This is a genomic window from Microbispora sp. H10830 (genome assembly GCF_014161375.1).
Classification (GTDB): Bacteria; Actinomycetota; Actinomycetes; order Streptosporangiales; family Streptosporangiaceae; genus Microbispora; species Microbispora catharanthi.
Genome location: NZ_JABBWX010000004.1, coordinates 282,419 through 300,827, shown reverse-complemented (window position 1 = coordinate 300,827; position 18,409 = coordinate 282,419). Strand labels below are relative to the sequence as shown.

Genomic DNA, 18,409 nt, shown 5'->3' with positions numbered 1-18,409 from the left:
TCACTGCACGCGGCGCAGCCTGCGCAGGACCGCCAGGAGACCGGACCTCGGGCGCCCGTCGCCGCTGTCCTGCGCGACCGGCGGTGACGGCTCGCCGCCGGTCTCCGGTGCGGGCCGGGGCGTGCCGGCGAAGCTCGCGCTGAGCTCGTAGTTCACGGGCAGGGAGCGCAGCGCGCGGACGAAGGGGGAGGGACGCCAGGGAAGCTGGTCGGCCGGAATCGCCGGCTTCAGCGCCGAGAACCGGTCGAGCAGGCGGCGCACCGCGATCGTGGACATCTGCATGGCCAGCCGCTGGCTCGGGCACCTGTGCGGGCCCGCCCCCCAGGCGAGGTGGGCGCGGGTGCTGCGGACGCTGTCGCGGGTGAGCGCTCCGGCGAACCGCGGGTCGGCGTGCGCGCCCGCGATGGACAGCATCACCGGGTCGCCGGCCGCGATCGTGAAGCGGCCGAGCTTCACGTCCGTCCTGGCGTAGCGGAAGGTCAGGTTGGCCAGCGCCGGGTTGGCCAGGGCGACCCGGTTGACCACCTCCTCGATCGCGCCGACCGACACGCTCTCCCTGAGCCGGGGATTGGTGATCACCTCGAGGATGACGTTGCAGATCAGGCTGCCGGTGAAGTCCAGGAAGCCGGACAGCATCAGCAACTCGCGGGCGAGCTCCTCGTCGGTGAGATCCGGCTTCGCCTCGATCATGTACGACGGCAGGTCGTCGCCGCGCCGCTGCCGTTTGACCGTCGCCAGTTCGAGGAGGGCGGCACACAACCGCTGGTACGCCCCGGCGGAGTCGGGGCCGTCCAGCAGGCGCCACTGGTCCTCCACCATGTCCTCGCCCCGCTCGATGGTGACGCCGAGCAGGTGGTTGGCGACGAGCAACGGGAACGGCCGCCCATACTGGGCGGCGAGATCGGCCCGCCCGGTGGGCCCGGCCTCCGCCATCACGTCCACGAGGTCGTCGCAGTACCTCACCATGGCGCGTTCCAGCCGCTGCGCCTGCTCGCTCCCGGGATCCTGGAACGGCCGCAGCCCCGCGATCCAGGCGCCGCGCAGACCCCGGTGTCTTTCCCCGTCGTGGAAACCCGAGTTGTCGGCCTGCAGGAGGGCGAGCAGCGGCCAGTCGGCGGGAACGCGCCCCTCCGCGTACGCCCGCCAGTGGTCCACGCGCTTGCCCCACACGTCGCGCGCGTTCTGCATGATGTGCAGCACCTCGTCGTAGCCGAGCACGAACCAGACCGGCACGCCGAGGACGTCGACCGGGGCCACCGGGCCATACCTGGCGCGCAGGCGCTCGTGGACGGGGGCGGGATCGGCTTCGTAGTCCCTCGTGAGCAGGGACTCCAGCGGCAACGAGATGAGCCCTTCCACGGCCGACGCCGACCATCTTTCGGAGACCAAGGCCTGCGCCTGCCTTTCCTGCCATATGTGGGGTACGGGCGGCGATCTTAGAGCGTCCGCCCGCGAATGTCAGCGCCCCCGGCCCCACACGTGCTGCCGGATGGGGGCGGAGGGGCGACGTAGTGTGGCGGCATGACGCTGGAGCTCGACGGCAGGATCGTGAAGATCACGAATCCGGACCGCGTGGTCTTCCCGCGGACCGGGCACACGAAGCTCGACCTGATCTCCTACTACCGGGTGGTCGCGGAGGGGGCGGTGCGCGGCGTGGCCGACCGGCCGGTGATACTCAAGCGCTTCGTGCACGGCGTCGACCGCGAGGCGTTCTTCCAGAAGCGCGCGCCCGCCAAGCGACCCGAGTGGGTGGAGGTCGTCGAGCTGAGCTACCCCTCCGGCCGCACGGCGGACGAGGTGGTGATCCGCGACCTCGCCCACCTGCTGTGGACGGTGAACCTGGGCTGCGTCGACCTCAACCCCCATCCCGTACGGGCCCATGACCTCGACCACCCCGACGAACTGCGGATCGACCTCGACCCCGTGCCCGGCGTGGGCTGGGAGCAGATCGTCCGGGTCGCCCTGGTCGCCAGGGACGTGCTGGAGGAGCACGGCCTGACCGCCTGGCCCAAGACGTCGGGCTCGCGCGGATTCCACGTCTACGCCCGCATCGAGCCGCGCTGGACCTTCCGGGAGGTACGGCGGGCCGCCGAGGCCGTGGCCAGGGAGATCGAGCGCCGGGAGCCGGACGTCGCCACCAGCCGGTGGTGGAAGGAGGAACGGCAGGGCGTCTTCGTGGACTACAACCAGAACGCCCGCGACCACACCGTCGCCTCCGCCTACTCCGTACGGCCGACCGGCCTCGTCTCGGCCCCGCTGGCCTGGGACGAGGTGCCCGGGTGCCGGCCGGAGGACTTCACGCTCGCGTCGATGCCCGACCGGTACGCCGAGGCGGGCGACCCGTGGGCCGGGATGGACGAGCGGGCGGGGTCCCTGGACGCCCTGCTGGAGCTGGCCGAGGCCCAGGGGCCGCGGCCGGACAGGCCCGCTGCCCCGCCCGGAGGGGGGCGGCGCCAGTCCGTCATGCCGCTCGTCGAGATCGCCAGGGCCGCCACGCGGGACGAGGCGATGGCCGGGCTCGAACGATGGAAGGCCCGTCATCCCGGGGTGGCCCGCCTCCTGCAGCCGGCCGACGTCCTGGTCGACTCGATGCGCGGGCGCAGCTCGACCTGGACGAGGATCAGGGTCAACCTCCGGCACGTTCCCGAACCCGACCGCCCCGGCCAGGAACCGCTGGAGGTCGACTACGACCCCTGGGCAGGCCCGTAGACCTCCCACAGCTCGCCGAGGAAGAACCGGCAGAAGCGGGTCACGGCCGCCGTGCCGTCCGGCCCGGCCGTACGGAAGGTCGTGAGCATCCGCACGAGGTCGGACGGCATGATGCGCAGCGCCCCCGCGGCGACCACGGCGGCGTCCTCGTCCCCGTCCTCCTCGACGTGCCCCTCAAGCAGGCGGGCGTGCAGGGTGGAGGTGTCCAGCCACAGGCGGGTCGGCGCGCCCGGCAGGATCTCCTTGTGCCCGGCCAGCGTGCGGGGGCGCCCGTCGGCGTCCCAGAAGCGCAGGCGGTAGCACATGCGCCGCTGCCCGGCCGTCTCCCCGGGAACGAACAGGTTGAACGAGCCCCGGGCGATCGGCCGCCTGCCCCCGCACAGGTCGGCCTCGATCCAGCCCTCCGCCCTGGCCTCGTGCTCGGGCTCGGTGAGGAAGCGGTCGATGTCGTCGATCGTGATCGTGAGACGGAAGGCGAACGGGCGTCCCCTGGCTCCACTCCCGCGGGCCGTACCGCCGGGCGGGCCGGGCGTCAGGAGCCCCCGCATCTCCTCCACGAACCACAGCGAGGTCCGGCCCTCGAACACGCTCGGCTCGTCCGCGCGTCCGGCGGCGAAGGGACGGCCGCCGGAGACGGCCGCCGGCTCGGGGGCGGCCTGCGTTTCCGGTGTTCCCATCGTCTCCTGAACCTCCACCGCGCCGACCGGCACTCCACCGGCCGGCGCCGCCGGCCGTGCCGCCGCCGTGCCCACCGGCACGGCCTCCGCCCCCACCTCGATCGGCGGCACGGCGGACAACGCCGCGGTCCCGACCCCCACGGTCTCGACTCCCACGGCCTCGACCCCCACGGCCTCGACTCCCACGGCCTCGACCCCCACGGCCTCGACTCCCGCCGAAGGCGCGGCGAGGGACGCGCGGGACTCCAGGATCCGGGTGCTCATGCGGTCGGCGAGCGCGGCGATCGTCAGCGACGGGTTGGCGCCGACCGGCCCCGGCAGCGCCGCGCCGTCCGCGACATACAGCCCGGGGAAGCCGAAGACCTCTCCGTACGCGTCGCAGACCCCCTCGCCCGGATGACGGCCCATCGGCGCGCCGCCCAGCGGATGCACGGTCATGACCCGCCTGCGCCACCACGGCGGGCTGTCGGCGTACTCCGCGCCGAGCACGTCGCCGATCCTGCGCATGATCGCACGCAGCCGCTCGTAGTAGTCCTCGCTGGTCTCGGTCGTCCAGTCCACGTCGAGGCGGCCGTCGCGCAGGCGCAGCCTCCCGTCGGGGACGTCGCGGCCCATGCCGAGCAGCGGCAGCGAGGTGCCCGACAGCTCGCCCCGGCCGATCAGGTCGGCGAACTCCGCCGACAGGTTGGTGTCGTGGGTGAGGATGTTGCGCAGCCGCCGCAGCAGGAACCGGGCGACCCTGCCCGGCCCCATGTCCACGCCCTCGACCAGGTAGTCGACGAACTCGGGGTAGCCGCCGTCCTCGATGTAGGCGCCGCGCCCGTCCGCGCCGTCGTCGAGCCGGATCGCGCTGGTGATGACCGGTCCGCGGCTCGCCCGGATGGGCCGGGTCCTGCTCCGGTCGGTGGCCCGCAGCAGGAACGCCAGCATGTCCCCGTTGCCGCAGAAGCGGCTGCCGATCGTCCCGCTCAGGCCGGGGAAGGCCGCCCGGTTCTTCAGCAGCAGGTATGACGTGCCGTACGTGCCGGCGGCCAGGACGAGCCGGTCGCAGCTGATCGTGTGCGGCCCGGTCCACCGGGGCGGTCCGTCGCCGTCCTCGCGCGCCTCGTCCCCGCGCGGCATGTGCTCGACGTACTGCACGTCGTAGCCGCCGCCCACGCGCGGCCTGATGCGCCGCACCTCGTGCAGCGTCCGCAGGTCGGCGCCGTGGTGCCGGGCGGCCGACAGGTAGGTGTGGTCGAGGCTGTTCTTCGCGCCGTCGTTGCAGCCGAGGTCGCACTCGCCGCACAACCGGCACGTACGGCGCGGCACCCCGTGCAGGTTGCCGTACGCCGGGCCGGCGAGCGGCGCGCCCTGGCAGGGCTGCGCCCCCGGCGACGGCGCGAAGCTGACGGCCAGCGGCGGAAGCCGCCAGTCGAGCCCCAGCTCGGCCGCCGCGTCCCGCATGGCGAGCGTCTTCAGCGTGTCGTCGAAGCCGGGATGGCTCAGCGGGTAGGGCGAGACGCCGATCATGCGCTCGACCGCGTCGTAGTGTGGTTCGAGGTCGGCCCTCGTCACCGGCCACGACTCGTAGCCGCCGCCGGGCAGCGCCTGCTCGTGGACGAACCAGTCCTCGTCCTTGCGCAGCATCACGTTGGCGTAGATGAGCGAGCCGCCGCCGAGGCCGCTGGCGACCACCGAGTCGCAGTCGGAGAAGCTCCAGATGTCGAACATCCCGTACAGGCCCTCGGCGGGGTCCCAGAAGGCGCGGCCGAGCTGGGCCGGGCCGCGCGGGAAGTCGCCCGGCGCGTACGCCCTGCCCCGCTCCAGCACCACCACAGACAGCCCGGCCTCGGCGAGGCGGCAGGCGGCGACCGCGCCGCCGAAACCCGAACCGACCACGACCGCGTCGACGTGTTCCATAGATGTCTCTCAGTGACGCGGTCAGCGACCGCTGTGTCGCTTCAGGAAGTCGAGGATGTGCGGGAAGACGTCCCGGTGCGCGTTCTTTCCGATCAGGGGGTCGATGTGCCCGTAGCCGGGCAGGATCCGCAGCTCGTGCCGCCCCGGCGCCGCCTTCGACAGGACGTGGTGGCAGACGATGTTGGAGTCGGTGAAGACGTCGTTGTGGTCGCCCGTCACGAACAGGATCGGCGTGTCGACGTCGGCCGCGTTGACCAGGTAGTCGTCCGGCAGCGCGGCGAACCTCGGGTCGCCGGTGTCGTACTTCACCGCGCGACCGGCCGCCACCATCTTCCGCACGTGCCGGTAGTAGTGCAGGTCGCTGGCGCCGTTGAGGTCGGCGAGCCGCTCATGGAGGTGCGTGCTCGGCGTCAGGTTCCCGTGGCGGTACATCGCGGGCCTGCCGCTGCCCCACATGAAGCTCTGCATGTGGCAGGCCGCCTCCCGGCACTCGGGATGGAAGTAGGAGACGGCGCGGGCCAGCAGCCACCGCCGCGTCAGCGGGGGCGCGTCCCTGAACCGCGGGTCCAGGTAGGACAGGCCCGTGCCGTACTCCAGCAGCGCGGGACCGAGGGCGAGCTTGAGGCGGGCCCAGGGGTGCACCCGGGGCGTCAGCGCGACGCTGTTGGCCACCACGCTGGCGATCCCGCTCACGGCCCCGGAGAACAGGCTCATGTGGAAGGTCACCGACCCCAGGCAGTGGGCCACCACGTGGATCCGCCGCGCCCCCACGTGGCGGCGGATCTCGCGTAGTGCTGCCGGGTGGTCGTACTGGGCGATGTCGTCCAGCGTGTGCCTGCGGGTCTCCATGGTGTACGGAAACCTATTGCTCATCCGGAAGTCCAGCGCCCACACGTCGCCGAACCCGCTGTCGTGCAGGAACCTGACCAGGTTCGTGTGTTCCGGCATGATGAACATGTCGCTCGACGAGGTCAGTCCGTGCACGAGCAGCACGACGTCGTCCTGCGCCCCCTGCGCCGGCGTGTCGTGGCTGCGGAACCGGGTGAGCTGTAACCCCAGCTCGTCCTCGGTGGCGAACGGATGAACCGTGACCTCGGCGTCCCGCACGCCGTCGAGCGTGAACCGGGGTATGCGGTGTTCCATTCGATCGCCTTTCTGCCGGGGCTACGATCCCAGGACCAGCCATAGCGGCGACATCGTGGAAAACCCGTACTTGTCGGCACTCACCGCGTGAGGGCGGTCGCCACGCCGACCCGGGAGGTGACCTCCAGCTTGGTGAAGATCCGCGACAGGTGCGTCTCCACCGTACGGACGCTGAGGAAGAGCCGCTCGGCGACCTGCTGGTTGGTCAGTCCCTCGGCGACCAGCAGCGCCACCTCCAGCTCCCGGGGGGACAGCCCGAATCTGGCCGCCTCCCCGCCCGCGGCCGTGGTCGCGCCGCCGCCCACCCGTACGCCGAGGCGGCGCAGCTCGCGCTCGGTGCGCGCCTTGAGCGCGCGGGCGCCGCAGGAGTCGAAGACCTCGGCAGCGGCACGCAGGTTCTCTCTGGCGCGGCTCCGGCCGCCAGGCGTCCCGAGGTGCGCGAGCCCGGCGGTGAGCAGGGCCCGGCCGGCGTCGAGCCGCCGCTCGCCCGCGGCCAGCAGCCGGGCCGCCTCCTCCGCGGCCGCGGCCGCCGCGGACGGGTCCTGACGGGACAGCGCGTGCGCGCGGGCGAGCGCGGCGAAGCCGCAGTAGGCCGGCAGGCGTGGTTCCTCCAGCCGCACGGCGAGCGCCGCCCACTGCGCCGCCCGCGCGGACGCCTCCGTGCCGGCTTCCATGCCGGCCTGCGTGCCGGCCTCCGTGCTCGTCTCCTGGGAGGCGTCCGCGTAGGCGAGCGTCTCGCACGCCTGGAGCAGCGTCCCGGGGTCCACCCGCGGCGACTCGAACCGGTTGCACGCGTCCAGCACCGCCTCGACGCCGTCCTCGAACCGGCCCGCGTTGACCAGGGCCTGGCCCCGCGCGTAGCGGGCCGTGGCCTCCCAGGTCTCGCCCGCCCCGACGCCGCACCGCACGGCCTCCTCGCCGGCGCGCAGGGCCGCCTCGTCGTCGCCGCTCCACGACTCGGCCAGGCAGAGCTGGGTGAGCGCGAAGACGAGCTGCTGGCCGGAGTCGAGCAACCGGGCGCCCTCGACGGACTCCTCCGCGGTGGCCCTGGCCTCCGCCAGGCGGCCCGTCGCCACCAGAGTCTTGGCCCGGCCCGCCAGCAGGTTGGTCAGGATGTAGGTCTGCCCGGTCGATCGCGCGACGGCCGCCGCCCGGTCGAAGTGACGCAGCGCCTCGCCGTACCGGCCCAGGTAGGACTCGGCCCAGCACAGCCAGGCGATGGCGTCCAGCCACTCGGACAGGTGCTCGTCAGGGGCGTCGGCGAGCAGCTTGCCGGCGATCTCGGCGTAGCGCAGCGCGTCGTCGGTACGGCGGGCGGCCAGGGCGGGCATCGGGCGCAGCGCCGCCACCGCGACCGCGAGCCCGGGCTCCCAGTCGTCGGCGTTGTCGGGCATCAGGTCGAGCACGGCCTGGGCGGCCCGGAAGTCCACCCGCATCATGCTCTCGGCGACCAGGCGCATCCGCATCGGCACCGCGGCGGCCGCCCGCGGGTTGGGCAAGCGGCTCAGCTCGTCGAGCAGCAGCGCCCTGGCCTCCTGCGGGCGGTCGAGCTGGCGCTCCATCAGCGCGCAGACACGGGCCGCGCGACCCCTGCGGGGGTAGTCGTCCTCGGGCAGCATGCGCAGCAACGCGCGGGCGGTGTCGCGGCCCTCGGCCAGCCTGCCGCTGATCCCCTGGGCCCAGCTCAGCTCCAGCATCAGGGCGAGCCGGTCCTCCCGGGCCGCGGCGTCGTCCGGCATGAGCCGCAGCGCCGCCTGCAGCCAGTGCGCCGAGGTGGCAGGCGCGTGCGCGGTCACCGCGCGGGCCGCGGCCACCAGCACCTCAACCGCCGGCTGGTCGCCGAACGACCCGGAATGCTCCACGTGGTGGGCCTGTACGGTCGCCGGGGCGCCCAGCTCCGCCAGGTGGGCCGCGATCCTGGCATGCGCGCCCAGGCGCCAGCCCGCCGCCGCCGACTCGTAGACGGCGCGCCGCACGAGGGGGTGGCGGAAGCGGAACCGCGCGCCCACGCTGCGGACGATGTCGCGCTCGACCAGTTCGTCCAGCGCGGCCAGCGTGGCGGCAGGCGGCACCTCGGCGGCCACGGCGGCGACGGCCGGCTCGAACTCGTCGGCGGCGACCGCGGCGGCCTGGGCCACCAGCAGCGCGCCGGGGGACAGGTCGCCCAGCTCGACCTGGAGCGCGGCGAGCACGGTCGGCGGCAACTCGGTCACGTCGGTGCCGTCCATCCGGGCCAGCGCCTCCAGGTAGAACGGGTTTCCGCCGCTGGCCTCGTACAGCGCCATGCCGCGTCCCCTGCTGACGTCGGGGCCGAGGAACTGCCGGACCTCGGCCGCGCTGAGGGGGCCGACCACGACCTCGTGCCCGCGCGGGCCGGCCGCCGCGGCCAGCCTGGCCACGCGCGGGGCGGCCTGGGCCGGACGGTAGGCCACGGCTATCAGCACCGGGCCGGCGGGCGGGTGCCGCACGACGTGGTCGAGGAACTCGAGCGTGCCGTCGTCGGCCCAGTGGACGTCGTCGAGGACCAGCAGCAGGCCGGTGGGCCCGGCCAGCGCGCCGACCAGGTGCCGTACGGCCCGGTAGAGCCGATATCGGGCCAGGCCGCTGCGGTCGTCGGCCAGCGCGGGCTCGTCGCCGGCCGGGGCTCCGTCGGCGGCGAGGCCGGGGAAGACGCCGGACAGCAGGGCGGCCTGCCCGGACCCCACGGTCCGGGCGACCTCCTCCCGGCGCGCGTCGAGATGGTCGTCGAGCGCGTCCACCAGCGCGCTGTAGGGGAGCATCTGCTCGTACTCGGCGGCGCGTCCCCACAGCGGGGTGAAGCCGTCCCCGCCGGCCATCGCCGCGAGCTCGCCGAGCAGCCGCGTCTTGCCCGCGCCCGGCTCGCCGGCCAGCGCGAGGAACTGGAACCCGTCGCGGCGGCTCGCGGCCATCGCGCCCCGCAGCGCGGTCAGCGCGTCCCGCCGTCCGACGAGTGGCACGGACGTACCCGTGACGACCGGACCGGCCGTGCGTCCGTCCATTCGCACCCCACACGCGAACGCGCGGGCCGCCCCCGCCGGCCGCGCCGACAACACCCAGTAAATGCACTTTACAGATCACGAGACCCGGACAGGGGGCCGGTCCGGCATTGACACCCTATGGAAAGTATTCGAAAAGGAACCGGTCAGTTCGGGCGATTCCGGGATCAGGGGCGCATGGCACCGGGTACGGGACGCGTCGTTCACACATCGTCACCGCGGAGGTGCCAGGTGCTGGACCGGATCGCCGATCCCAGGGGGCGGCGCACGCCGTACGGACCTCCCGACGCGGTGGAACGGCTGGCGGCGGCCCTGCCGAGCCACATGCGCGACGCGCTCCCCCCGGTCATCCGCCTCGGCAGCCCCTGGCCGGTGCGTGTGGACGTGTTCCCGGAGGACGGCGTCGCCGAGCCGGACGTCGAGCGCTGGGTTCCCGCCGTCTCCGCGGCGGGTTCCAACGGCGACGCCCTCGACCTGGCCGTTCGCGGCGGACGGGTCGTGGGCGTGCGCGGCCGGGCCGGTGACCGCGTCAACCACGGCAGGCTCGACCCCCGGGAGTGGCACGCCTGGCAGCCGCGCGCGGCCCGGCTGACCCGCCCCCTGGTTCGTGAAGGCGGGGCTCGTGAGGACGGGCGGCTGGTGGAGACGACGTGGGACGTCGCGATGGACCGCGTCGCCGCGAGGTCGCGGGAACTGCTCGCCCGCCCCGGCGGCTGGGGCCGCCTCGCCTTCCACACCGGCACGCGGCTGTTCCTCGAGGAGCACTACACCCTCGCCGTCATCGGCAAGGCGGGGATCGGCACCCCGCACATGGACGGGGACACCCGCTGGGGCGCGGCGGCGGCCGCGGCCGCGCTCGCGGCGAGCTTCGGCACCGACGGCCAGCCGGGCTCGTGCACCGACGTGGACCACTGTGACGCGCTCGCGCTGTGGGGACACGACTGTGCCGCCACCCATCCCGTGCTGTGGGAGCGCATGCTCGACCGGCGGCTCGGATCCAGTCCGCCCGCCATGATCGCGGTGGGCCCGGAGGGGACGGCGGCGGCCAGGGAGGCCGACGTCCACCTCGCCGTGCGTCCCGGCACCAACGTGGCCCTCCTCAACGGCCTGCTGCACGAGCTGATCGCCGGCGGCTGGCACGACGCGGCCTACGTCGCCGCGCACACCGTGGGGTTCGAACGGCTGTGGCGCGTCGTCGAGGCCTACCCCGCCAAGCGGGCGGCGGAGATCTGCGCGGTGCCGGTCGGGCAGATCGAGCAGGCCGCCGAGATCCTGGGCGCGGCCGAACGGCTGGTGTCGGCCGTGGGCCCGGCCTTCCTGGGCTCCAACCAGGCGACCGCCGCCGCCTGCCAGGTCAACAACGTCCACCTGCTGCGCGGCATGCTCGGCCGTCCGGGGGCCGGGCTGTTCCAGCTCGGCGGGCCCGGGTGCGACGCGCTGGAGGCGGGCTCGGCCGCGGACCTGCCCGGGCTGCGCAACTGGGCCGACGCGGGGCACGTGCGCGAGCTGGCGGACCTGTGGAACGTCGACCCCGCCGTCATCCCGCAGTGGGGACCGGCCACGCACGCGACCCAGATCCTCAGGTACGCCGAGGAGGGGTCGGTCGGGCTGCTGTGGATCACGGCGTCCGATCCGGCGGCCACGATGCCCGGCCTCGACCGGATCCTCGCGAGGGAGGACCTGTTCGTCGTCGTCCAGGATCCGTACCTGACCGAGACCGCGCGGCTGGCCGACGTGGTGCTCCCGGCGGCGGTCTGGGGCGAGAAGACCGGCACCGTCACCGGCGCCGACCGCACGGTGCACCTGTGCGAGAAGGCGGTCGAGCCGCCGGGGGAGGCCAGGGCGGACCTCGACATCCTGCTCGACTACGCCCGGCGGATGGACCTGCGCGACCGGGACGGCCGGCCGCTCGTGCGCTGGACAGACGCGGAGTCGGCGTTCGAGGCGTGGAAGGCGTGCTCCAGAGGCCGTCCCTGCGACCACACCGGGATCACCTACGACCGGCTGCGGACCGGCGGCGTCCAGTGGCCTTGCACGCCGTCCAGCTCCCACGGCGTCGAGCGTCTGTACGCCGGGGGCCGCTTCGCCACCGGGCCGAAGGACTGCCAGACGTTCGGGGCCGACCTCGCCACGGGGGCCGAGTACGGCGAGGAGCGGTACCGCGCGGAGAACCCCGGGGGACGGGCCTTCCTCCACGCCGCCGACTTCGAGCCGTCTCCCGAGGTCGCCGACGACGAGCACCCCTTGGTCCTCGTCACCCGCCCGGGGCCGCCCCGCTTTCCGGCCCGGCCGGCCCGTCTCGGCGACGCCGTGCCGGAGCCGTTCCCGGCCGAGCCGCGCCTGGAGGTCCACCCCGGCGACGCCGCGGCGCTCGGCGTCGAGGACGGCGACCTCGTCCGGGTCGAGTCGCCTCTCGGCGTGCTGGAGGCCGTCGCGCGCCTGTCGGGCGTACGCCCGGGGGCCGTGGTCCTGCCGCTCGACGGGCAGGGCGAGGCCGTGACGCGGGCGGTGGCGGAGCTGACGCTCACCGCGTGGGACCCGGTGTCCCGCCGGCCGCTGCGCACGCCCGCGGCGGTCCGGCTGGTGAAGGCCGGGCGGTGCGGGGAGGCCGCCGTGGGGGAGGGGCTCTACTCGGCCGCCGCCACGCGCCTCGGCTGCGGTGTGACCGCGCGGCCCGAGGTGACGGCCGCAGCCGGAGGAGGGGAGGCGCCGGAACGATACGAGGAGGTCTGACGTCCGCGATCGCCGGGACGAGGTGGGTCGGCCTACCGGAAGGAAGCGACGAGACATGATCCTTGCAGGCACACGCACCGCTTGGGGGGACGCCGCCCGCGGGTGGGACGATCCGTGAGCGAGCATCTGGCGCGCTACCTGGAGACGCTGTCCCGCACGCAGCACGCGCTGTCGTCCGGGTTCCGCGCGCTGCGGCGCGGCCATCCCCGGGAGTCCGACCTGTGCGGCGTCTGCGAGCGCCTGGCCGCGCAGTGCCGTGATCACGCCGAGCGGCTGGAGCCCTTCCTCCGGAGGTACCGCTCCGGGAGCCTTCGCGATCCGCGTCCCGCGCAGTCGCGGGCGCCCGTGAAGCCGCCGGGGCTGGAGGTGCCGCGCCTGGAGACCTCCGGTTTCGACGCCGGCGGTTTCGATACTGGCGGTTTCGATGCGGGGGGTTTCGATGCCGGGGGTTTCGATGCCGCGAGTATCGACGGCGGGGGTTTCGACGCGGCGGGCCTGGAGCCGGCGGATCTCCAGCGGGTGGTTCGCGGAGCCGTGGAACGGGAGCGGGCGGGCGCGGAGGGCGCGGACGCGGGGGCGGCGCGCCGCCCCCGCGCGACACCGGGACGGGGCGGCGGGGACGGCGGCGGCCTCGCGCTGCTGCGGGACCTGCACGGGCTGTACCTCCTCGGCACCGAGTGCGACCTGTCGTGGAGCGTGGTCGCGCAGGCCGCCTGCGGGCTCAGGGACGACGACCTGCTCGGCCTCGCGCGCCACTGCGCCCCCGAGACGGCCATTCAGTTGCTCTGGCTGCGCACCCGGATGCGCCAGGCCGCGCCGCAGGTTCTCGTCGTCCCATCCGGATAGTTCGAGGAAAGGGCGACAAAGCCCGCCATTAAGAGGAAATCCAGACAAGCGTCGTATGATTTCCGGCTAAATGGATTGTGTCCGCGCGGGGGTAATTGATAGAAGATTATCTCGGTGCCGGCGACCAGCAGGGATCGGCCGTGCCCATCGTGATACCGGTGCTCGTGGCGGGGGCGTACCGGTGGTGGCGGGAATGCTTCGCAGGAAAAGGCGAGCGCCGTGCCACGATTTCACGGCGGCGCCGGCCGCATTCGGCGGCCGGCGCCCTCGTGGATCATGCGACGCCCTGAGGACAAAGGCCGGCACAGCCCCGAGCGCGTCCGTCCGTGGACGTCAGGCGGGTGGGTGGGGGATTCGAGCTGATCGGGGGAAGGCGGACCAATACGCCGTGCGCGCCTTCCAGGTGAAGTCGAACCGGCTTCGACGGCGCGCTCCGGCTCGCGGTATTCGCCGGCCACATCCCCCCTTCTTGGCGATGGCGTTGTAGCCGAGGAACTCCCATTCCGGCGCGCTGCCGGGGGCGACCGGCAGGTCCGTGAACCGGATCCGGCTGTATCAGTGGCCCGCGTTCTCCTTCATATCGGCTTCCGAATAGAGGAACCGGGCGCTGCCGGCCGCGCTGCCCGAGTCGTACAGGTCCGCCTTTCCGCCTGCGCACTGGCCCGTCCCTTGGGGCCGTCCCGGCCCCGCGACTCGTCAAGCGACCGCCGCTCGGGCGCGATGGAGCCCGGCGACCCGTTGACGACGCTGGTCGAGCGATCGCGAGGCGACCGGCTCCATGACGATCCGGGGACGGCCGCTCCATGCCGGACCCGCGTACGCCGCCGGATGCGACCAGGTGGGGAAACGACGAAACCCCGGCCTCGGCCGGGGTTTCTATGGGTGGTGGACGATACTGGGATTGAACCAGTGACCTCTTCCGTGTCAGGGAAGCGCTCTCCCGCTGAGCTAATCGTCCGTGCCCGGATCTCGTCCGGACTCCGAGCGGAAGACGGGATTCGAACCCGCGACCCTCACCTTGGCAAGGTGATGCTCTACCACTGAGCCACTTCCGCAGCCATCGCTCGGGGTTTTTCCCGGCGACGCGTGAACAACTCTAGCGGATCCCGGAGGGTGCCGGTGCCAACTGCCTCCAATCCCCTGGCGCGCACGCGGCACGTGACCGAAGCGGGGCGAGACGTTGACCTGCGGGGGAGGCCGCGCGCAGGATGAGGCGGCAACCGTAGGCAGGAGGGGGTTACGCGATGGCGAAGGTGCTCATCATCACCGGTGACGCCGCCGAGGACCTGGAGGTGATGTACCCGTACCAGCGGCTTCTCGAGGAGGGCTACGAGGCGCACATCGCGGCGCCGTCCGCCAAGAAGCTGCAGTTCGTGGTGCACGACTTCGTCGAGGGCTTCGACACCTACACCGAGAAGCCGGGCCACTCCTGGGCGGCCGACGTGGCCTTCTCCGAGGTGAACCCGGACGAGTACGCCGCGCTGGTGATTCCCGGCGGTCGCGCCCCCGAGTACATCCGCGGGGACCGGGATGTCCAGGAGATCGTCCGCCACTTCGCGGACGCCGGCAAGCCGATCGCCGCGCTCTGCCACGGACCGCTGATACTCGCGGCGGCCGGGGTGCTGAAGGGCCGCGAGAGCAGCGCGTACCCCGCCTGCGCGACCGACGTCGAGAGCGGCGGCGGCACATGGGTCGACAGCGAGGCGCACGTCGACCAGAACCTCGTGACCGGGCGGGCCTGGCCGGACCATCCGGCGTGGATGCGCGAGTTCATGAAGGTGCTGCGCGCCGCCGCCCCGGCGGCCTGATCTTCGCGCTGACCCGCGGGGGCGGCTCTCCCCGGATCCGCCCCCCGATGGCCTGCGACCCCGCGCGCGAGCCGTGCGGCGGTCCGCGCGAAGCGAGCCGGGGCACCAGAGCCGCCCACTGTGACCGGATCCCTTCCCTGCCCCCCGCGACGGCCGAGGCGTCCGGCGTCCTCTACGCCGAGCTCGCCCGGAACTCGCTCGACCGCCTGCCGCTGGGCCGCGCGTGCTCGCCGCGTTCGCCGACTCCGTGCGGGCCGCCGGCGCAAGGCCCGTCGCCGAACTCGGCTGCGGTCCCGGCTATGTGACGGCGCACCTGCGGGGCCTGGGGCTGGACGCCTTCGGCATCGACCTGTCGCCCAGGATGATCGAGCTCGCCCGTGAGGCATACCCCGGGCTGTGCTTCGAGATCGGTTCCATGCACGCGCTGAACCTCGCCGACGGCGAGCTGAGCGGCGCCGTGTCGTGGTGCTCCGTCATCCACACGCCACCGGCGGAACTGCCGCCGTACTTCGCCGATTTCCGCCGCGTCCTGGCTCCGGGCGGCCACCTCCTGCTCGGTTTCTACGAATCCGAGGGGGACGCCGTGTCGGCGTTCGACCACAAGGTGACGACGGCGTACCGATGGCCGATCGACGACCTCGCCGAGCTGGCGCGCAAGGCGGACTTCGTTGAAGTGGGACGGATGCTGCGCGAGCCTCTCGAAGGTCCGGCACGACCACGGCCGGTGACATCGGCGGGCGCGTGCGGAACACGTGCCTCCAGTACCTGCGGATGATGGGCAGGTCCTCGGCGTAGGCGACCAGCGGGACATCGCGCAGGGGGCCGGGATCGTCGCAGCCGACGGGACCGATCCGCGCGGCCCAGGACGGCGCTGCCACCAGTACGAACTCCTCGTCCATAAGCGGTTCTGCGACGACCGATCGCCCTCGCGGACGTACGGCGGACAGGACCAGGTCGAAGCGCCCGCCGCGCAGTCCGTCGAGCAGGTCGTCGGCGAGGCCGGTGGTCACCCGCCGTACCGCGCGTTCACGGAGAGGGGGTACGAGGTCGTCGTCGCGACCCCGGGCGGTGTCGTGCCACCGGTCGACCGGGCCAGCTTGGCGCCGGAGTTCAACGGGGGGCAGGAGGGCGCGGACGCCGTCGCCGCGGCGCTGGAGACCGCCGTGGAACTACGTCGTCCGAGCGCATTGGAGAAGGCCGATCCGGGCGAGTACGCGGCCGTGTTCTACCCGGGCGGGCACGGGCCGATGGAGGACCTCGCGTCCGACGCCGACTCGGCCCAGTTGCTCACCGTGGCGATCGAGTCCGGCACGCCGCTCGGCCTCGTCTGCCATGGTGTGGCCGCCTTGGCCGGCACCGCGGACGGTGACGGGACCTCGCCCTTCGCCGGCTACCGCGTCACCGGCTTCACCAGGGCGGAGGAGGAGCAGGCCGGCCCTCGCCGACCGGATGGAGTGGGTGCTGGAGGACCGGCTGGTGGCGCTGGGCCTGCGCTTCTCCGCCGGCGCGCCGTGGGCACCGCACGTCGTCGTCGACCGCACCCTGCACACCGGGCAGAACCCGGCTTCGTCCGCCCCGCCGGCCGCCGCACTGCTGAAGACGTTGAACTGACCCCGGCCCCGGTCCTGTCGTGGCACTGCCTGCCGCCGGTGCTCACGACACTGCCTGGCGCGGGACAATCTGACGATCACGCCGTCATGCCAGTGTCCAAGTAATGTGATCACGTCCCGGAACACGGGCCGGTTCTGAGCGGCGGGAGGGACACACCCCTCCCGTCGCCTCTGTTCGTGCTGGACCTGCCGTTTCCTGTACGAGGCGCCCTTCTCTGTGCTCGCCTCGTTACGGCGAGGGAAGTTTGCGGGAAATGGGGCAGTCGTGCGGGTGGATCCCGGCTCCTGATGAGTGTCGCGGCCGGTACGCACCCTGTCCTTCGATCGCGAGCGAGTGATTCAGCACGTCGCGAACCGCGCCCCGGCGGTGTCTCGCGAAACGTTTCCTGGCAACGCCTTCAGTATCCAGTCGGCATCGGTGCCGGTGGCGCTTGAACGAGTGCAGATCGTGCCGCTTGGGCCTTGGTATACACGCTGAACGGGCGCGCAGCGGGTGAAGGTCATTGCCTATTGTGGCTAGGGCAGCGTCACGGCAATCGGAAAGGCTGGATGTATGGCTGGTCCAACCGATGGGCGTACGCGGGGCATGCGGATGACCGGCCTGATCGGCCTGGCGATATGCATGACGCTGGCCGGGGTCGCCGTGTGGTTCCTTTCGACGTCCGCGCGGCGGGCGCACCGAATGCTGGCGGTTCTCGGGAATGCGACGCAGGTCGCCCACCCGGAATACCGGATGCGCTTACAACCTCCGGATGGAGTGTTCTCGCTCACCCTCCCGCTGTCCTTCGAGCGGCAGTCGTCCGGTGACTCAAACGGCCGGCAGGACGTGGTGGAAAACGCGCTGGGCGACCTCACCGTCGTCCCCTCGTTCCCCAGCACGGATATGACCGGTTATCTGCGGGAATTCGCCGGCGGCAAGGGGGTGGATCCTGTCGTGCGGGAAGCGGCGGAGCGAGAGGTCAGAGGACTCGGGAAAGCGGTGCGGGCGACGGCTCTCGTGGAATTGACGAGGCCCCTCGCCGAGCCGGAGCTCGTCGAGGAGATGAAGCCGTATGGCTTCGGTCCACAGGACATGGACAAGTACTTCTTCATGTCGCCGGCGGTCCCGGCGGTGGCGAAGCCGGTCTTCTGGTCGGCTCTCGGCGGTTGCGCCGAACGCGGATTGGGCGATTGCGACGAGCACTCCGCGACGAAGCAGTTCCAGCAGTGGGTCGGCTCGCTGGCCGATGACGACCGGCACAACCTGCGCAGGCTCGGTCTTGATCTGAAGGTTCTACGCGACGCCGCCGCTGACGGTCATGTGTACGGTTTCGTCGCCAACTGGATGACGAGGGAAGACCTCTTGGGCCTGCTCAGGAAGCCGGATGTGCGCAACATCTACGTCGTTGAGGCGGTGCCCCAGTCCGATCGCGTGCCGCACTGAGTAGGAGGCGCCGATGACAGGGCGAACACGCAGGAAGCGGCCACTGGTTCTTCCCGTCGTCCTGATCGGGATGCTGGTGGCCAACGGACCTGCTGCCTCTCGCCGACGATCCCAGGGTCATGTCGCTTCGCGTGGCCGACGTCGCGGTGGACGACTGAGGCGACTGCGGAGATGTGCCGCAGGGCGATCTCCGGACTGATCCTGCCCGAAAACGGGCAGGAAACTTGTTAGTCGGCGTCCTTGCTGCGTTAGGGTCCTGCTCTGTGTCCACGGCACGGCATCCCTTCGAGGATCTGATCGGCCACCTCACCCGGACCACTTCATTGGGGCCGGGGGAGGCGGCTCGCGTGGTGGCCGACGTCCTGACGTACTTCGGCGAGCCCGCGGAAGAGTACGTGCGGCGCCGCCACGGCGAACTCAAGTCGAGGGGGCTGACGAACGACCAGATCTTTCCCAGAATCTCCGCCGAGCTAGCGGGAAGACGTGTCGCGGCACCGGAGCTGACCCTGCGCCAGCTCCGGCGGATCGTTTACGGATAGGA

The 18,409-nt window shown here is 72.6% G+C and carries 11 protein-coding genes, 2 tRNA genes and 1 pseudogene; 7 read left to right on the top strand and 7 right to left on the bottom strand.

The window, feature by feature from the left end; translation table 11 throughout:
• Complete coding sequence (locus tag HHX35_RS13755; RefSeq protein WP_182899209.1) at nucleotides 1–1,389, bottom strand: cytochrome P450; 1,389 nt, start codon at nucleotides 1,387–1,389, stop codon at nucleotides 1–3.
• 132 nt (nucleotides 1,390–1,521) lie between these two features.
• On the opposite strand from HHX35_RS13755, the gene ligD reads away from it, so the two are divergent.
• Nucleotides 1,522–2,709 carry a non-homologous end-joining DNA ligase gene (gene ligD / locus HHX35_RS13750; protein WP_182899208.1) on the top strand — a complete coding sequence of 396 codons (1,188 nt, stop codon included), beginning with the start codon at nucleotides 1,522–1,524 and terminating at the stop codon, nucleotides 2,707–2,709.
• On the opposite strand, the gene HHX35_RS13745 is transcribed toward ligD, so the two are convergent.
• From HHX35_RS13745 to HHX35_RS13735, 3 genes are all read right to left on the bottom strand, one after another.
• Nucleotides 2,685–5,288: a GMC oxidoreductase gene (locus HHX35_RS13745; RefSeq protein ID WP_182899207.1), complete on the bottom strand. Its 2,604-nt coding sequence runs from the start codon at nucleotides 5,286–5,288 to the stop codon at nucleotides 2,685–2,687. The genes ligD and HHX35_RS13745 overlap by 25 nt on opposite strands.
• Before the next feature lie 21 nt (nucleotides 5,289–5,309).
• Entirely contained in the window at nucleotides 5,310–6,431 is a 1,122-nt protein-coding gene (locus tag HHX35_RS13740; protein WP_182899206.1) for an alpha/beta fold hydrolase, read from the bottom strand.
• Nucleotides 6,432–6,511: 80 nt separating this feature from the next.
• Nucleotides 6,512–9,451 (bottom strand): LuxR family transcriptional regulator, encoded by a 2,940-nt coding sequence (locus HHX35_RS13735; protein WP_182899205.1) that lies wholly within the window; start codon nucleotides 9,449–9,451, stop codon nucleotides 6,512–6,514.
• 228 nt (nucleotides 9,452–9,679) lie between these two features.
• On the opposite strand from HHX35_RS13735, the gene HHX35_RS13730 reads away from it, so the two are divergent.
• Nucleotides 9,680–12,181, top strand: a complete 2,502-nt coding sequence (locus HHX35_RS13730; RefSeq protein ID WP_310739076.1) for a molybdopterin-dependent oxidoreductase — start codon at nucleotides 9,680–9,682, stop codon at nucleotides 12,179–12,181.
• A gap of 114 nt (nucleotides 12,182–12,295) precedes the next feature.
• Nucleotides 12,296–13,027 carry a hypothetical protein gene (locus HHX35_RS13725; protein ID WP_182899203.1) on the top strand — a complete coding sequence of 244 codons (732 nt, stop codon included), beginning with the start codon at nucleotides 12,296–12,298 and terminating at the stop codon, nucleotides 13,025–13,027.
• Between the two features lie 883 nt (nucleotides 13,028–13,910).
• On the opposite strand, the gene HHX35_RS13720 is transcribed toward HHX35_RS13725, so the two are convergent.
• Nucleotides 13,911–13,985 (bottom strand) — tRNA-Val (locus HHX35_RS13720).
• Between the two features lie 25 nt (nucleotides 13,986–14,010).
• Nucleotides 14,011–14,082 (bottom strand) — tRNA-Gly (locus HHX35_RS13715).
• A 189-nt stretch (nucleotides 14,083–14,271) separates the two neighbouring features.
• Between HHX35_RS13715 and HHX35_RS13710 the strand changes: the two genes are divergently transcribed.
• Nucleotides 14,272–14,835 (top strand): DJ-1/PfpI family protein, encoded by a 564-nt coding sequence (locus tag HHX35_RS13710; protein ID WP_182899202.1) that lies wholly within the window; start codon nucleotides 14,272–14,274, stop codon nucleotides 14,833–14,835.
• 223 nt (nucleotides 14,836–15,058) lie between these two features.
• Entirely contained in the window at nucleotides 15,059–15,610 is a 552-nt protein-coding gene (locus HHX35_RS13705; protein WP_310739075.1) for a class I SAM-dependent methyltransferase, read from the top strand.
• Nucleotides 15,611–15,629: 19 nt separating this feature from the next.
• Here HHX35_RS13705 and HHX35_RS42595 read toward each other — a convergent pair.
• Nucleotides 15,630–15,845, bottom strand: a pseudogene (locus HHX35_RS42595) (LysR substrate-binding domain-containing protein); the annotation flags it as partial.
• Nucleotides 15,846–17,037: 1,192 nt separating this feature from the next.
• On the opposite strand from HHX35_RS42595, the gene HHX35_RS13695 reads away from it, so the two are divergent.
• Together HHX35_RS13695 and HHX35_RS13690 are read left to right on the top strand one after the other, a co-directional pair.
• Nucleotides 17,038–17,868 carry a hypothetical protein gene (locus tag HHX35_RS13695; protein ID WP_182899201.1) on the top strand — a complete coding sequence of 277 codons (831 nt, stop codon included), beginning with the start codon at nucleotides 17,038–17,040 and terminating at the stop codon, nucleotides 17,866–17,868.
• A 263-nt stretch (nucleotides 17,869–18,131) separates the two neighbouring features.
• The gene (locus tag HHX35_RS13690) at nucleotides 18,132–18,407 is read left to right on the top strand and encodes a hypothetical protein (protein WP_079319166.1); all 276 of its coding nucleotides are present in this window, start codon (nucleotides 18,132–18,134) and stop codon (nucleotides 18,405–18,407) included.
• Nucleotides 18,408–18,409 lie beyond the last annotated feature (2 nt).

Coding starts and splice junctions, on each gene's coding strand:
- ligD (WP_182899208.1), top strand. CDS start 1,522: ATGACGCTGGAGCTCGACGGCAGGATCGTGAAGATCACGAATCCGGAC.
- HHX35_RS13745 (WP_182899207.1), bottom strand. CDS start 5,288: ATGGAACACGTCGACGCGGTCGTGGTCGGTTCGGGTTTCGGCGGCGCG.
- HHX35_RS13740 (WP_182899206.1), bottom strand. CDS start 6,431: ATGGAACACCGCATACCCCGGTTCACGCTCGACGGCGTGCGGGACGCC.
- HHX35_RS13735 (WP_182899205.1), bottom strand. CDS start 9,451: ATGGACGGACGCACGGCCGGTCCGGTCGTCACGGGTACGTCCGTGCCA.
- HHX35_RS13710 (WP_182899202.1), top strand. CDS start 14,272: ATGGCGAAGGTGCTCATCATCACCGGTGACGCCGCCGAGGACCTGGAG.
- HHX35_RS13695 (WP_182899201.1), top strand. CDS start 17,038: ATGACCGGCCTGATCGGCCTGGCGATATGCATGACGCTGGCCGGGGTC.